The organism is Conyzicola nivalis (genome assembly GCF_040548875.1).
GTDB lineage: Bacteria > Actinomycetota > Actinomycetes > Actinomycetales > Microbacteriaceae > Conyzicola > Conyzicola nivalis_A.
Genome location: NZ_JBEPSJ010000003.1, coordinates 391,137 through 406,037 on the forward strand (window position 1 = coordinate 391,137; position 14,901 = coordinate 406,037).

General features: G+C 69.7%; 13 protein-coding genes. 6 read left to right on the forward strand and 7 right to left on the reverse strand.

All coding sequences use genetic code 11. The features are described from left to right. The first annotated feature begins 172 nt into the window (after positions 1–172). Together ABIE21_RS14355 and ABIE21_RS14360 are read left to right on the forward strand one after the other, a co-directional pair. The gene (locus tag ABIE21_RS14355; RefSeq protein WP_354025506.1) at positions 173–2,464 is read left to right on the forward strand and encodes a glycosyltransferase family 2 protein; all 2,292 of its coding nucleotides are present in this window, start codon (positions 173–175) and stop codon (positions 2,462–2,464) included. 4 nt (positions 2,465–2,468) lie between these two features. Further along, on the forward strand, positions 2,469–4,100 hold the full coding sequence (locus ABIE21_RS14360) for a chitinase (RefSeq protein WP_354025507.1): 1,632 nt from the start codon (positions 2,469–2,471) through the stop codon (positions 4,098–4,100). Positions 4,101–4,126: 26 nt separating this feature from the next. On the opposite strand, the gene ABIE21_RS14365 is transcribed toward ABIE21_RS14360, so the two are convergent. Then, positions 4,127–5,674 (reverse strand): carboxylesterase/lipase family protein, encoded by a 1,548-nt coding sequence (locus tag ABIE21_RS14365; protein ID WP_354025508.1) that lies wholly within the window; start codon positions 5,672–5,674, stop codon positions 4,127–4,129. Between the two features lie 53 nt (positions 5,675–5,727). Between ABIE21_RS14365 and trhO the strand changes: the two genes are divergently transcribed. After that, positions 5,728–6,603, forward strand: a complete 876-nt coding sequence (trhO, locus tag ABIE21_RS14370; protein WP_354025509.1) for an oxygen-dependent tRNA uridine(34) hydroxylase TrhO — start codon at positions 5,728–5,730, stop codon at positions 6,601–6,603. A 64-nt stretch (positions 6,604–6,667) separates the two neighbouring features. Here the strand turns inward: trhO and ABIE21_RS14375 are convergent, their stop codons facing one another. Then, the gene (locus ABIE21_RS14375; protein WP_354025510.1) at positions 6,668–7,009 is read right to left on the reverse strand and encodes a DUF4190 domain-containing protein; all 342 of its coding nucleotides are present in this window, start codon (positions 7,007–7,009) and stop codon (positions 6,668–6,670) included. A gap of 156 nt (positions 7,010–7,165) precedes the next feature. Here ABIE21_RS14375 and ABIE21_RS14380 point away from each other — a divergent pair, with 156 nt between their 5' ends. From ABIE21_RS14380 to ABIE21_RS14390, 3 genes are read left to right on the forward strand one after another with little or no spacing between them, the layout of a single operon-like run. Then, positions 7,166–8,194 carry a 6-phosphofructokinase gene (locus ABIE21_RS14380; RefSeq protein WP_354025511.1) on the forward strand — a complete coding sequence of 343 codons (1,029 nt, stop codon included), beginning with the start codon at positions 7,166–7,168 and terminating at the stop codon, positions 8,192–8,194. Between the two features lie 30 nt (positions 8,195–8,224). Further along, entirely contained in the window at positions 8,225–9,238 is a 1,014-nt protein-coding gene (gene acuI, locus ABIE21_RS14385; RefSeq protein ID WP_354025512.1) for an acrylyl-CoA reductase (NADPH), read from the forward strand. Between the two features lie 4 nt (positions 9,239–9,242). Further along, complete coding sequence (locus ABIE21_RS14390) at positions 9,243–9,641, forward strand: DUF1304 domain-containing protein (protein ID WP_354025513.1); 399 nt, start codon at positions 9,243–9,245, stop codon at positions 9,639–9,641. Positions 9,642–9,754: 113 nt separating this feature from the next. Here the strand turns inward: ABIE21_RS14390 and hemL are convergent, their stop codons facing one another. The 5 genes from hemL to ABIE21_RS14415 are packed head-to-tail and all read right to left on the reverse strand — an operon-like array spanning position 9,755 to position 14,883. Continuing rightward, positions 9,755–11,065 (reverse strand): glutamate-1-semialdehyde 2,1-aminomutase, encoded by a 1,311-nt coding sequence (gene hemL, locus ABIE21_RS14395; protein WP_354025514.1) that lies wholly within the window; start codon positions 11,063–11,065, stop codon positions 9,755–9,757. After that, the gene (gene hemB, locus ABIE21_RS14400; RefSeq protein ID WP_354025515.1) at positions 11,062–12,036 is read right to left on the reverse strand and encodes a porphobilinogen synthase; all 975 of its coding nucleotides are present in this window, start codon (positions 12,034–12,036) and stop codon (positions 11,062–11,064) included. The genes hemL and hemB overlap by 4 nt, the downstream gene beginning before the upstream one ends. Beyond that, entirely contained in the window at positions 12,033–12,818 is a 786-nt protein-coding gene (locus tag ABIE21_RS14405) for a uroporphyrinogen-III synthase (RefSeq protein ID WP_354025516.1), read from the reverse strand. The genes hemB and ABIE21_RS14405 overlap by 4 nt, the downstream gene beginning before the upstream one ends. Then, complete coding sequence (hemC, locus tag ABIE21_RS14410) at positions 12,815–13,741, reverse strand: hydroxymethylbilane synthase (RefSeq protein WP_354025517.1); 927 nt, start codon at positions 13,739–13,741, stop codon at positions 12,815–12,817. The genes ABIE21_RS14405 and hemC overlap by 4 nt, the downstream gene beginning before the upstream one ends. Then, entirely contained in the window at positions 13,738–14,883 is a 1,146-nt protein-coding gene (locus ABIE21_RS14415) for a ferrochelatase (protein WP_354025555.1), read from the reverse strand. Before ABIE21_RS14415 ends, hemC begins: the two co-directional genes overlap by 4 nt. Positions 14,884–14,901 lie beyond the last annotated feature (18 nt).

The window sequence follows — 14,901 nt, forward strand, 5'->3', positions numbered from 1 at the left end:
GCCTACGACGCATCGCTGCGGATTAGGCCTAGCCGTCTCCGTGACCCCCTAACTGGGAGGGGGGAACGTTCGGTCTATTTCGGGTGAGCTTCACTTTTCGGGTTTAGGATCGCATGCGAGGCCTCCCGAAGCGCGAACCCGAACCGTGCTGGTCTCATCCGAGGAACCCCCAATGCCTGCAAATACTTCAATCGCGCCTGCCCGAAAACGGCAATGGGGCGCCGAACGAAGCACCGAACCGCTTCCCACCATCCACGTCAGACCGAGCGACCGCCAGATCGCCATGAGCCGTCTCGCGATCGTCGCGACGGTCGTCTTCTGGGCGATCTACGTCGTGTACACGATCCTGCGCCAGTTCATCGACAACGGAACGCAGAACTTCCGGTTCACCACCGAGGCCGTCTCGTACGTCATCGTCGTGACCTTCCTCACCTTCTCGGCGCTGATGTACCTCGTCGCGCGTCAGGGCGCCCTCATCCGCTTCCGCGACCACGTGCGCGTGCCGCGCGCCGAGCTCGACCGCCACTTCGCGCAGAACCACTCCTCGATCACCGTGCTCGTGCCGAGCTACAGCGAGGAACTCGTCGTCATCCGCTCCACCCTCTGGTCGGCCGCGCTGCAGGAGTACCCCGAGATGCGCGTCGTGCTGCTCGTCGACGACCCGCCGTTCCCGACCGACCCCGACGTGGCGGCCAAACTCGATCAGGCCCGCGGCATCGCGGCGAACATCATGGAGGCGCTCTCCGAGCCGCGCTCCCGCTTCGCCGACGCCCGCATGCACTTCGAGCTCGACTCGATGAACGAGGACGGCCCGTCGATCGAGGCCGTTCGCCAGCTCGCGTACCAGTACTTCTGGGCCGCCGACTGGCTCGAGACGATGGCCGAGGCCGAGAAGATCGAAGACCACGTCGACGAATTCTTCGCCGACCAGGTGCTGCGCGGCCTGAGCGAAGAGCTCGCACTCGTGGGGACGGCGCTGACCGCGGCCGCCGACCAGGGCGAGACCCCGGCGCTCGAGCGCATGGCCGAGCTGTACCGCCGCCTCGACTGGACCTTCAACGCCGACATCACCACCTTCGAGCGCAAGAAGTACGCCTCGCTCTCGCACGAGGCAAACAAGGCGATGAACCTGAACTCCTACATCGGCCTCATGGGCGACAGCTACGACGAGGAGCAGACCCCGAACGGTCTCGTCCTGCGTCCGTCGCCCACCGGAGAGTTCGTCATCCCCGACTCCGACTACCTGCTCACGCTCGACGCCGACTCGGTGCTGCTGCGCGACTACTGCCTGCGTCTCGTCTACTTCCTCGAGCAGCCGGACAACGCGCGCGTCGCCGTCACGCAGACGCCGTACTCGTCGTTCCGAGGAGCGGGCACACGCATCGAGCGCCTCGCCGGCGCGACCACCGACATCCAGCACCTCCTCCACCAGGGCATGTCCTACTACAACGCCGCCTTCTGGGTGGGCGCGAACGCGGTCATCCGCAAGGGCGCCCTCGTCGACATCGTCGAGATCGAGAACATCGGCGGATTCGAGATCAAGCGCTACGTACAGGACCGCACGGTCATCGAGGACACCGAGTCGAGCGTCGACCTCGGCACGCACGGCTGGTCGATCGTCAACTACCCCGAGCGCCTGAGCTACTCCGCCACCCCGCCCGACTTCGGATCGCTCGTCGTTCAGCGTCGTCGGTGGGCGAACGGCGGGCTCCTCATCATGCCGAAGTTCATCCGCCAGGTGCGCGAGCGCCGGGCCCGTGGCGAGCGCGTGACGCTCACCGAGATCGCCCTGCGCACGAACTACATGACCTCGATCGCGTGGGCCAGCTTCGGCCTGGTGTTCCTGCTCGCGTACCCGTACGACTCGCGGCTGCTCAGCCCCGTCGTCGTTCTCGCCGCCGTTCCGTACTTCCTCTGCATGGGATTCGACCTCCGCCGTTTCGGCTACCGGTTCAGCGACATCGCGCGCATCTACGGGTTCAACCTGATCCTGCTGCCCGTCAACCTCGCGGGCGTGTTCAAGTCGATCGAGCAGGCCATCACGGTCAAGAAGATCCCGTTCTCCCGCACGCCCAAGGTCAAGAACCGCACCGCGGCCCCCCTGCTCTACGTCGTCGCCCCCTACGTCATCGTCGCGTTCTCGGTGATCACCCTCGCCCGCGACGTCATCGCCGGCAACTGGGGCAACGCCGCGTTCGCCGGGCTGAACGCCCTTCTCGCGATGAGCGCGATCGTCGCCTACATCGGCATCCGCAACTCCATCGTCGACGTCTGGATCGCGATGACCGGCTGGCTGTTCGTGCCCGTCAAGCAGAAGCCCGCAGCGAGCGACACGGCACCGCAGGATGACGCCCCGATCGACTGGCGCTCCGTGCTCTACCGCGGCGACGCCGAGGGCATGCCCTCCGCCGCCCCCACCAAGAAACCGCGCCCCGCCGCACCGACGACCAGAAAGGGGGCGTGACCGCATGACCGCCCTCACCAGCCCTGCCGCCCCCGGCCCCAAGCAGAAGCCCGTCAAGACGCGGCGTCTGTCGATCTTCCGGCTGTTCATCGCGATCGTCGTCACCGCGGCCGTCGTCTTCGGCGGCGTCATCGGCGCCCGCAGTTGGTGGTCGTCGGCCACGACCCCCGAGGTGAACCCCTGGTTCGCCGGCTACGTCGACGTCACCGCCACCCCCACGTTCTCCTTCGAGACCCCGAAGAGCGACGCCGGCAAGAACGTGCTGCTCTCGTTCATCGTCGCCAAGGCCGGCGAGAACTGCACCCCCAGCTGGGGCTCCGCGTACACGATGGACGAGGCCGCCAAGTCGCTCGACCTCGACCGCCGCATCGCCCGTCTCCAGCAGCAGGGCGGCGAGCCGATCGTCTCGTTCGGCGGCCTGCTGAACGACGAGCTGTCCACGTCGTGCACCGACGAGACCGAGCTGCAGGCGGCGTACCAGAGCGTCATCGACCGCTACGACCTGTCGACCATCGACCTCGACATCGAGGCCGGCAACCTGGCCGACGTCGAGGCCGGTACACGCCGCGCCGAGGTCATCGCCTCACTGCAGGAGAGCCAGGAGGCCGCGGGCAAGAACCTCGCCGTCTGGCTCACGCTGCCTGTCGCCCCCACCGGGCTCACCGAGTCGGGCACCGACGCCGTCGCGGCGTTCCTCGACGCGGGCGTCGACCTCGCCGGCGTCAACGTGATGACCATGGACTACGGCGCGAGCCGTACCGAGGGCCAGAGCATGCTCAACGCCTCCACGTCGGCGCTCGAACAGACGCACCGCCAGCTGGGCGTGCTGTACTCCCGCGCGAAAATCGACCTCACCAGCGACACCCTCTGGTCGAAGATCGGCGCCACGCCGATGATCGGGCAGAACGACGTCGAAGACGAGGTGTTCACCCTCGACGACGCGAAGGGCTTCAACAAGTTCGTCGTCGCCCACGGGCTCGGCCGCATGTCGATGTGGTCGCTCAACCGCGACATCACCTGCGGCTCGAACTACGCCGACACCCGCCGCGTCTCCGACTCGTGCAGCGGAGTCATCCAGGGCGACACCCGTTTCGCCGACCTTCTCGCGGTGAAGATGAAAGGCAGCCCCGAGGCCGCCTCCACCGTGACCACCACCAACGAGGCGCTCGCGCCGGTGGTCGCCGACGACCCCGAGAAGAGCCCGTACCAGATCTGGTCGAGCGACGGCACGTACCTGCTCGGCACCAAGGTCGTCTGGCACGGCAACGTGTACTCGGCCAAGTGGTGGACGCGCGGAGACCTTCCCGACAACCCCGTTCTCGAGTCGTTCGACACCCCGTGGGACCTCGTCGGCCCGGTGCTGCCGGGCGAGACCCCCGTTCCCGTCGCCACGGTGCCGCCCGGAACGTACCCGGAGTGGGACGGCGCGTCGACCTACCCCGAGGGCTCCCGCGTCATCGAGGGGCAGTACGCCTTCGAGGCGAAGTGGTGGAACCAGGGCGACAGCCCCGCCGCCGCGTCGACCGACCCGGACAACTCGCCGTGGGTGCGTCTCACCGATGTGCAGATCGAAGAGGTCATCGCCGGTCAGCCGGCACCGGCCCAGACGTCACCAACGCAGACGCCGGCGGGCTGACCCGCCGTCGTTCGTGCCGCACCTCGCTAGACGTGCGGCACGAACGCCTGCCAGGCGAGCCGCCGCTCCCCACGGGGATCCGCCTCGACCCGGTCGGTTCGATCGAAGATGATGGTCTTGCGGTCGACCTCGTCGTAGCGGGGCCACCCGGCCACCTCGCCCGAGCGGGCGAACTCGATCCAGTGGGCGCGCATCCGCTGCCCCGTCTTCTTGAACGCCCTGCGGCCGCCCAGCACCCCCATGGCGCGGCCGAAGACGCCGTCCATGCGGTCGAACAGCGCGAACAGCTCGATGCCGTGCGTGGCGTCGAAGCCGAGCGCCCGCACCAGGCGGGGCGCGATGTCGAAGCGGTAGAAGTGCACCGGGGCGTGCCGCGAGTGCCGCTCGGCCACCTTCACCGTCGGATACCAGAACGCGAAGTCGCCCGCGAAGTCGGCAGCCGCGCGCTTCTCCGGCAGTCCCGGGTACAGCGCCTTGATCGCCTTGCGTGCCTTCTTCTTGGTGTTCGAGAAGATCGAGCGGATGCGAGGGGGCGTCGTGGCGAGGATGTCGAGGCGTCCCGTGAAGAGGGCGCCTTCTCGATCGTTGGTGCCGATGATGAGCGGCACCCGCATCACCGATCCGTCTTTGAACGCGTCGAGCGGACGCACGGGAAGGTAGTCGCCGTCGATCACGGGGCAGAGCGCGATCGTGCCGGGGTCGCGGTCGGGAGTGAGCAGCGTGAGGGCGACCGCGGCCTCGACGAGGTCGCTCGGGTCGGCGAGAGCGAGCATCAGCGCCGCGTCTTCGGGCGTCGTCGACTCGACGCCCGACGGCTCGAGCCGCTCGGTGAGGAACTCGAGGTACTCGTCGGCCCAGCGCGAGGTGAGCTCGGGCCCGTACAGCGCGTTGGTGGGCGCGCTCTGCGCGATCGCCCGGGCGAAGAGGCCGTGGGCCGCCGGTGTGGCCATCAGGGTGGTCACCGCGTTGCCGCCGGCCGATTCGCCGAACACGGTGACGTTGTGCGGGTCGCCGCCGAACGCGGCGATGTTGTCGCGCACCCAGGCCAGCGCCGCCACCTGGTCGCGCAGTCCGAGGTTGGACTCGATCGGGCGCCGCGCGGTCGAGTAGCGGGAGAGGTCGATGTAGCCGAGCGCGCTCAGCCGGTAGTTGAAGCTCACGTAGACGATGCCGCCCTCGCGCACGAGCACGTCGCCGTTGCGCGGGTGCTCGGCCGAGGAGCCCACCGCGTAGGCGCCGCCGTGGATGAAGACCATCACCGGCAGGCCGTCGCCCCCTCCCCTCGGGCGCGAGACGTTGATCGTGAGGCAGTCCTCGCTCATCTCTTGGCCGCGAGCCGCGCCGATGAAGTTGCCGCTGCGCGACTGCCACGCGACGGGCCCGAAGCGGCGGGCGTCGCGAACCCCCTCCCACGGCCGCGGCGGTTGCGGCGCCCGCCAGCGCAGCTCCTCGACGGGCGGCGCTGCGTACGGCAGCCCCCGCCACGCCTCGATCCCCCGCTCGCGCACCCCGCGCGCGACCCCCTGGGCGAGGCTGATGTCGAGGGTGGGCGCGGTGGAGGAACGAGAGGGCACGGCCCGATGGTAACCGCGTCACATTAACGCGAGTGTGCGACTACCCTCGAACGGTGGCAGTTCCGAAGATCATCCTGTTTTACGGGTTCACCCCGCTCGCCGACCCCGAGGCGATCCGGCTCTGGCAGCGCGACCTGTGCGAGTCCCTCGGCCTCACCGGGCGCATCCTGATCTCCGAACACGGCATTAACGGCACCGTGGGCGGCGAGCTCAAAGACGTGAAGCGCTACGTGCGCAAGACCCGCGAGTACGCCCCGTTCAGCGACATCGACTTCAAGTGGAGCGAGGGAACGGGCGACGACTTCCCCCGCCTGAGCGTGCGGGTGCGCGACGAGATCGTGAGCTTCGGCGCACCCGGCGAGCTGCGCGTCGACCGCGACGGCGTCGTCGGAGGCGGGACCCGGCTGACTCCCGAGCAGCTGCACGAGCTCGTCGAGCGCAAGGAGGTCACCTTCTTCGACGGACGCAACGCCTTCGAGGCGGAGATCGGGCGGTTCGCGGATGCCGTCGTTCCGAACGTCTCCAACACCCGCGAGTTCGTCGCGGAGCTCGACAGCGGCAAGTACGACCATCTCAAGGACCAGCCGATCGTGACCTACTGCACCGGGGGCATCCGCTGCGAGGTATTGAGCTCGCTCATGGTCAGCCGCGGCTTCGGCGAGGTCTACCAGCTCGACGGCGGCATCGTGAAGTACGGCGAGACCTACGGCGACTCCGGGCTCTGGCAGGGCTCGCTCTATGTCTTCGACAACCGCATGTCGATCGACTTCACCGCCGACGCCACGGTGATCGGGCACTGCTACCGCTGCGGGGCCGACACGAAGAATATGCAGAACTGCCGCGACCTCTCGTGCCGCGAGCAGCTCGTGGTGTGCGAGGCGCACGCGGCGACGACCGCCTGCCCTCTGCACGCGGCCGCCCTGGCCTGAACCCGCCGGTTAACGCGAGATGCCCCGGCCGTGGGGCCGGGGCATCTCGTGGAACGCTGCCGAATTACGGGCAGGTGACCGTGGTGCCGGTCGTGGTCTCGTAGACGCCGGGAGCCTGGCCCTCGCAGAGGCTGCTCACGGCGGCGACGCCCGCGACGACGATGCCGATGACGGCGATGACCTGGACCACGAACAGCACGAAGCCGACGATGATCGCGGCGAGCGCGAACTTGTTCTTGAAGCCGGCCTTCTTCGACTTCGTGTACGCGACGATGCCGAGGATCGCGCCGATGAGCGACGCGAAGATCGACACGATGAGCGCGACGATGCCGAAGGTCTTGTTCGGGTCGACTGCACCGTTGGCGGCGGGAGGCGTTGCGGGGGCGGCGGGAATTGTGCTGGACATGGGACTCCTATGAGGGTCGTTGGGGAAGAAAAGACGAGTAAAACGCGAACATCGTCGGTACACCCTATTGGAATACGGGATCGCCTGACCATGGGTACCTCTGCCCCCGCTTCGGGGCGTGCCGGGCGCCGGCGCGGGATGCACCATGATGGAGTCATGAAAATCGGCATCCTGACGAGTGGCGGCGACGCCCCCGGCCTCAACGCGGTCATCCGCGGAATCGTGTACACCGGCATCGCGACGGGCAAGTGCGAGCAGTTCGTCGGATTCAAGAACGGCTGGAAAGGCGTCGTCGACGGCGACACCATGCCCCTCGGCCGGCACGAGATCAAGGGCATCCACAAGCAGGGCGGCACGATCCTCGGCACCTCCCGCACCAACCCCTTCGACGGCAACGGCGGTGTCGAGCGCATCAACGAGGTCATGCGCGAGAACGGCCTCGACGCGATCATCGCCATCGGCGGCGAGGGCACGCTCGCCGCGGCCAAGCGGCTCACAGACGCCGGCATCAACATCGTGGGCGTTCCCAAGACCGTGGACAACGATCTGGATGCCACGGACTACACCTTCGGCTTCGACACGGCCGTGCAGATCGCGACCGACGCGATGGACCGGCTGCGCACGACCGGCGACTCCCACGGCCGCTGCATGATCGCCGAGGTCATGGGCAGGCACGTGGGCTGGATCGCCCTGCACTCGGGCATGGCGGCCGGCGCGCACGCCATCCTCATCCCCGAGCAGAAGACCAGCGTCGACCAGATCATCTCCTGGGTGACCTCGGCGCACGACCGCGGCCGGGCGCCGCTCGTCGTCGTCGCAGAGGGCTTCTCCCTCGACTCGATGGACGACCCGCACAGCGAGCGCGGCCTCGACGCCTTCGGCCGCCCGCGTCTCGGCGGCATCGGCGAACTGCTCGCGCCCATCATCGAGGAGCGCACCGGCATCGAGACCCGCGCCACGACCCTCGGCCACATCCAGCGCGGAGGGACCCCGAGCGCCTACGACCGTGTTCTCGCGACGCGTCTCGGCATGGCGGCGCTCGACGCCGCGATCGCCGGACGCTGGGGCCACATGGTCGGGCTGCGCGGTACCGACATCATCACGGTGCCCTTCGCCGACGCCCTCGGCAAGCTGAAGACCGTGCCGCAGGCGCGCTACGACGAGGCGCGCATCCTCTTCGGGTAGCGCCGTCGCTCGAGGTTTAGGCTGGGCGGCATGTTCCGTGCCATCGTCGTCACCCGGCCCACAGACTCCCCCGCCAGCGCCGAACTCCGAACAGACGTGACGGATGCCTCGCTCGGCGAGGGCGACGTCGCGATAGACGTCGAGTACTCGAGCATCAATTTCAAGGACGGCCTCGCGCTCACGGGGCGGCCGGGCGTGATCAAGGCCGAGCGGATGATCGCGGGGATCGACCTCGTGGGGGTCGTGACCGCGGCCCCTGAGCCTGTCGAAGGGCGCGCCTCGACAGGCTCAGCGAGCGTCGGCGACCGCGTCATCGTCAACGGGTTCGGCATCGGCGAGAACCACCCGGGCGGCCTCTCCGAGCGGGCTCGGGTGAAGGCCGAGTGGCTCGTGCCGCTGCCCGACGGCCTCTCGCCCGCGCGGGCCGCCGCGATCGGCACGGCCGGCTTCACCGCCATGCTCTCCGTGCTCGCGATCGAGAAGTCGTCGCGGCCCGCCGACGGCGGTGAAGTGCTCGTCACCGGGGCATCCGGCGGTGTCGGCTCCATCGCCATCGCGCTGCTCTCCCGTCTCGGCTACCGCGTGACCGCCTCGACCGGTCGCGAGTCGGAGCACGGCTACCTGCGCTCGCTCGGCGCGACCGACGTGATCGACAGGGCGACGCTCTCCGAGCCGGGCAAGCCGCTGCAGTCGCAGCGCTGGGCCGCCGCGATCGACTCGGTGGGCAGCCACACCCTGGCCAACGTGCTCGCGCAGACGAACTACGGCGGCGTGGTCGCCAGCTGCGGGCTCGCCCAGGGCGGCGACCTGCCCACGACCGTGATGCCGTTCATCCTGCGCGGCGTCTCGCTCGTCGGGATCAACTCGGTCTACTGCCCGCTGCCGCTTCGCCTCGAGGCGTGGCAGCGGCTCGCCGAAGACCTCGACCCGGACCTGCTCGACTCGCTCACGACATCCGTCGGCCTGGACGGCGCGATAGGCGTGGCCGAGCGGATCATGGCGGGCGAGGTTCGCGGTCGCACTGTCGTCGACGTGCGAAACTGACCTGATGAACCCCGTCTTCCTCATCATCGGCTCGGTCTTCGCGGTGCTCGCCGCGGTGCTGCACGTCGTCATCTTCCGCTTCGAGAGCATCAACTGGAGCAAGCCGGCAGTGTGGAAGCGGTTCGGCGTGACCTCACAGGCCGACGCGGACGTGGTGCGCCCGATGGCGTACAACCAGGGGTTCTACAACCTGTTCCTCGGCGCGGGCGCGGCGCTCGGCGTCGTGCTGCTCGCCACCGGCGTGACCGAGGCCGGGTACGCCATCACGCTCTTCGCCACCGGCAGCATGCTCGCGGCGGCGTCGGTGCTCATCCTCTCGAACCGCAGGCTCGCCCGCGCCGCCATCACGCAGGGCGCGTTCCCGCTGCTCGCGGTGCTGTTCCTGCTGCTCGCCCTCGCCTAGCCGTACCTTCCCCTCGCGAAGGGCTACAGTCTGGGCGTCGGGCTACTGCGCGCGCTGTAGCCCGACGCCCGTACTGCAGCCCTACGGGGCAGGGTCGGACTACCGGGCGCCCGCTACTCGGGCGCTGCCGCCGCCGCGGCACGGGCCGCGCCGGGCAGCGCCGACAGGATGCGGTCGGTCGCGCTGTCGTCGAGCGCCGCCGACACGAACCACGCCTCGTACACGCTCGGCGGCAGCGAGACGCCGGAGTCGAGCATCGAGTGGAAGAACGCCGGGTACCGGAAGGCCTCCTGCGCCTTGACGTCGACGTAGTTCTCGGGCACCGTCGAACGGAAGGCGAACGAGAACAGGTTGCCGGCGCGCTGCACCGTGTGGGCGACTCCCTCTGCGGTGAGGGCCGCGGATGTCGCGTCGGAGATCAGCTCCGCGGCGCTGTTCAGACGCTCGTAGACCGAGGCGTCGGCAGCGGTCAGGGTCGCGATGCCCGCGGCGACGGCGACGGGGTTTCCGCTGAGCGTTCCGGCCTGGTAGACCGGGCCGAGGGGTGCGAGGTAGTCCATGATGTCGGCGCGGCCGCCGAGCGCGGCGAGGGGCATGCCGCCGCCGACGACCTTGCCGAAGGTGACCAGGTCGGGGGTGTAGCCGTCGCCGCCGGCGAGTGACTCGAGTCCGAGCCATCCGCCGGTTGCGACGCGGAAACCGGTGAGCACCTCGTCGACGATCAGCAGCGCGCCGTTGGCGTGCGCGGTCTCGGCGAGGAAGGCGTTGAAACCGGGCAGGGGGGTTACGACGCCCATGTTGGCGGCGGCCGCCTCGGTGATGATCGCGGCGATCCGGTCGCCGAACTCCGCGAAGACCGCGGTGATCGCGTCGCGGTCGTTGTACGGGATGACGAGGGTCTGCGCGGCGGTCGCGGCGGTGACGCCGGCCGATCCGGGCATGGCCATTGTGGCGAGCCCCGAGCCCGCCTCGGCCAGGAGGCCGTCGGAGTGACCGTGGTAGTGGCCGGCGAACTTCACGAGCAGGTCGCGGCCGGTGAATCCGCGGGCGAGGCGGATCGCGGTCATCGTCGCCTCGGTGCCCGTCGACACGAGCCGCACCTTCCGCACGGCCGGAACCCGGGCGAGGATCAGCTCGGCCAGCTCGGTCTCACCGGGGGTCGATGCTCCGAACGAGAGTCCGCGGGCGGCGGCATCCTGAACGGCCTGCACGACCGACGGATGCGCGTGGCCGAGGATCGCGGGACCCCACGAGTTGACGAGGTCGACGTAGGAACGGCCCTCGACATCGGTGATGTGTGCACCGGCGGCCGACACGAAGAACCGGGGCGTTCCGCCGACCGAGCCGAACGCGCGGACGGGCGAGTTCACTCCGCCGGGGATGGCGGAGCGGGCCCGGTCGAACGCTTCTTGATTGGTGGTCATTTCAGTCTTTCGGCGAGCTCTACGGCCCAGTAGGTGAGGACGACGTCGGCGCCGGCTCGCTTGATTGCGAGAACCGACTCGTCGATGGCACGTTCACGATCGATCCAGCGGTTGGCTGCGGCGGCCTCGATCATGGCGAACTCGCCCGAGACCTGGTACGCCCACACCGGCACGGTGGAGGTGGCCGCGACGTCAGCGAGCACGTCGAGGTAGCTGCCGGCCGGCTTCACCATGACGACGTCGGCGCCCTCGGCGATGTCGAGGTCGACCTCGAGCATGCCCTCGCGGCGGTTGGCGGGGTCCATCTGGTAGGTGCGGCGATCGCCGACGAGCGACGAGTTGACCGCCTCGCGGAACGGCCCGTAGAACGCCGAGGCGTATTTGGCCGCGTAGGCGAGGATCGCGGTGTCGATGAACCCGGCGCCCTCGAGCGCCTCGCGCACTGCCGCGGTCTGGCCGTCCATCATTCCGCTCAGGCCGAGCATCTGCGAGCCGGAGGCCGCCTGAACCAGCGCCATCTCGCGGTAGCGCTCGAGGCTGGCGTCGTTGTCGACCCGGCCGAGCGCGTCCAGCACCCCGCAGTGCCCGTGGTCGGTGAACTCGTCGAGGCACAGGTCGGTCTGCACGACGAGCGCTCCGCCCGCCGCGTCGACGGCGACCCGCGTCCCGACGTTGAGGATGCCGTTCGGGTCGGTCGCGCCCGAGCCGATGGCGTCTTTCTCGAGCGGCACTCCGAAGAGCATCACGCCGCCGATTCCGGCCTCGGCCGCGGCCTCGACCGCGCGCGGCAGGCTGTCGAGCGTGTGGTGCACGACGCCCGGCATCGAGCCGATCGCGACCGGCTCGCTGATGCCCTCGCGCACGAACATCGGCAGCACCAGATCGGCGGGGTGCAGCCGCGTCTCGGCGACGAGGCGGCGCATGGCCGGCGAGGTGCGCAGACGACGGGGACGGATGCTGCGTTCTGTCACTGTTCTTCTCCGGATGCCTCGCCCGAACGGTTCGCGACGAACTCGACGAGCGCGTCGACGAGGGCGTCGGCGGAGCGGGACTCTGCGATGACGTCGACCCCCAGCCCGGCCGCGCGGGCGTCGAACGCGGTGCGCGGACCGATGCAGGCCACGATGGTGCCCTCGGGAAGCGGCGAGAGCTGCTTGGCGACCTGGCGCGCTACGCTGCCCGAGGTCACGAGCACCGCGCCGATGCGTCCGGACGCGACGTCTGCGGCGACGTGCTCGGCGATCGGCACGCCGACGGTGCGATACGCGGAGACGAACTGCACGTCGAGACCCAGCTCGGCGAGTCCGCTGACGAGTGTGGGTTCGGCGATGTCGGACTGCGGGATGAGCACGCGCCCGGTGATCTCTGCGACCGGCCACTCCTTGAGCAGGCCGCGCGCGGAGTTGTCGCCTTCGGGGATGAACGCGACGTCATAGCCCGCGACGGCGAGCGCGGCGGCGGTCGTCTCGCCGACGGCGGCGATCTTGGTGTTCGACGGCACGATGACGCTCTGCCCGGCGAGAACGTCGACCGTCGTCGCGCTGGTCACGACGAGCCAGTCGAACTGGCCGTCCTGTAGCTCGTACAGGGCGTTGGCGAGGGTCTGCGGGTCGTCGGCGCTCGCGAAGTTGATGAGCGGCGCAATCACCGGAACGGCGCCGTAGCCGCGCAGCGTTGCGGCGACGGTGTCGCCCCAGCGCCCGCCGCGGGGAACGAGCACGCGCCAGCCGGCGAGCGGTTTCGCCCTGGTCACTGTGCGCCCCCGACCGGGGCGAAGCGCGCCGCGCCGTTCTCGAGCAGCTCGGCGGCGACGCGTTCGGCGACTTCGAGCGACGGATGCGGCGTGTCGGCGACATAGAGCGCGTGCGAGCTCGTCAGCTTCTCGGTGCCGTCGGGGCTGTAGACCCGGGCGTCGAGGAACAGCAGCCCGTCGTCGATCTGGCCGTGCGCGCCGATCGGTGCGGCGCAGCCCGCCTCGAGGATCGCGAGCACGTGCCGCTCGGCCTCGACGATGGTGCGCGTGGGGTTGTGGTTCAGGGCGGCGACGAGCTTCTCCTCGCCGGCGCGCACCTCGAGCGCGAGCGCGCCCTGGCCGGGCGCGGTGGGCCAGCCGTCGAGGCCGAGGAACTCGGTGACCGCTCCGAGGCGGCCCAGGCGGTCGAGACCGGCCGCGGCGAGAACGACGGCGTCGAGTCGGCCCTCGGCGACGTGAGCGAGGCGGGTGTCGACGTTGCCGCGGATGTCGACGACCTCGATGTCGGGGCGGCGTGACCGCAGCTGCGCGGCGCGGCGCGGCGATCCGGTGCCCACGCGGGCGCCCTCGGGGAGTTCGTCCATCGTCAGCCCGTCACGGGCGCAGAGAGCATCGCGCGGGTCGACGCGCTTGGGGATCGCGCCGATGGCGAGTCCGGGGTAGACGCCGGTCGGCAGGTCTTTGAGCGAGTGCACGACGACGTCGACACGGCCGGCCACGAGGGCCTCGCGCAGGGCGCCGGCGAACACTCCGGTGCCGCCGAGGCTCGCCAGCGACTCCGTCGACGTGTCGCCCTCGGTCTTCACGGTGACGATCTCCACCGCGACGCCGGTCTTCGCGGTGAGCGAGCTCGCGATCGTCTGGGTCTGGGCCACGGCGAGCGCGCTGCCGCGCGTGCCGATCTTGATGACTGTGGGCGTCACGGCACGACTCCGGCCAGCGCGGGCTTGAAGCCGAGGCGCACGTTCTCACAGCAGCCGGGGCGGCAGACGTCGTACCAGGGGCCGAGCTCGGTGAGCGAGGGGCGCTCGGCGACGGGCACTCCGTCGCGGCGTTCGAGCACGAGGTCGATGAGTCCGCTGACGTAGGCGGCGTGCACGCCGGGGGTCGGCACGCGCACGGCGAAGACGTCGTGCTCGGCACTGGTCTCCATCGCCTCGGTGTCGAGGTCCCACTTGACCTCCATGTGGTCGGACACGAATCCGAGCGGCACGATGACGACGGCCTTGACGCCCTTGCCGGCGAGTTCGGTGATGGAGTCGTTGATGTCGGGCTCGAGCCACGGCATGCTCGGCGGGCCGGAGCGCGACTGGTAGACGAGGCTCCAGGCTGGTGCCGCATCCTGCGCCGCGATGACGACCTCGGCCACCGCGAGGTGCTGGGCGGCGTACGCGCCGCCCTCGCCGAAGCCGCGCGACGCCGGTCCGCTCTTGGCGGCGTCGGTCGACGGGATGCTGTGGGTGGAGAAGAGCACGTGCGTCTGCTCGAGCGGGATGCCCTTCGCCGCGACATCCGCGAGGCCCTGACGCACGCCCTCGATAAAGGGTTCGACGAAGCCGGGGTGGTCGAAGAACTGGCGCACCTTGTCGATCGCGATGACATCGCCCAGGCCGGTCTCCTCGAGCGCGATCGCGTAGTCCTCGCGGTACTGGCGGCAGCTCGAGTACGAGCTGTAGGCGCTCGTGCCGATGGCGATGAGCTTGGTGAAGCCGCGTTCGCTCGCCTCGGTCAGCGCGTCGCGAAGGTAGGGATCCCAGTTGCGGTTGCCCCAGAGCACGGGCAGGTCGATGCCGCGGCGCTCGAGCTCGGCCTCGAGGGCCGCCTTGAGCTCGCGATTCTGGTCGTTGATGGGGCTCACGCCGCCGAACGCGCGGTAGTGGTGCGCGACCTCCTCGAGGCGCTCCTCGGGGATGCCGCGGCCGCGGGTCACGTTGCGCAGGAACGGGATCACGTCGTCCTGGCCCTCGGGGCCGCCGAAGCTGGCGAGCAGGATCGCGTCGTAGGCGACGGGCTCGGTGACGTGCTCGGCGCCGGAGGCTGCTGAGGCGGATGCTGCGTTCCGCACGACGGCGGAGGTGGAGGA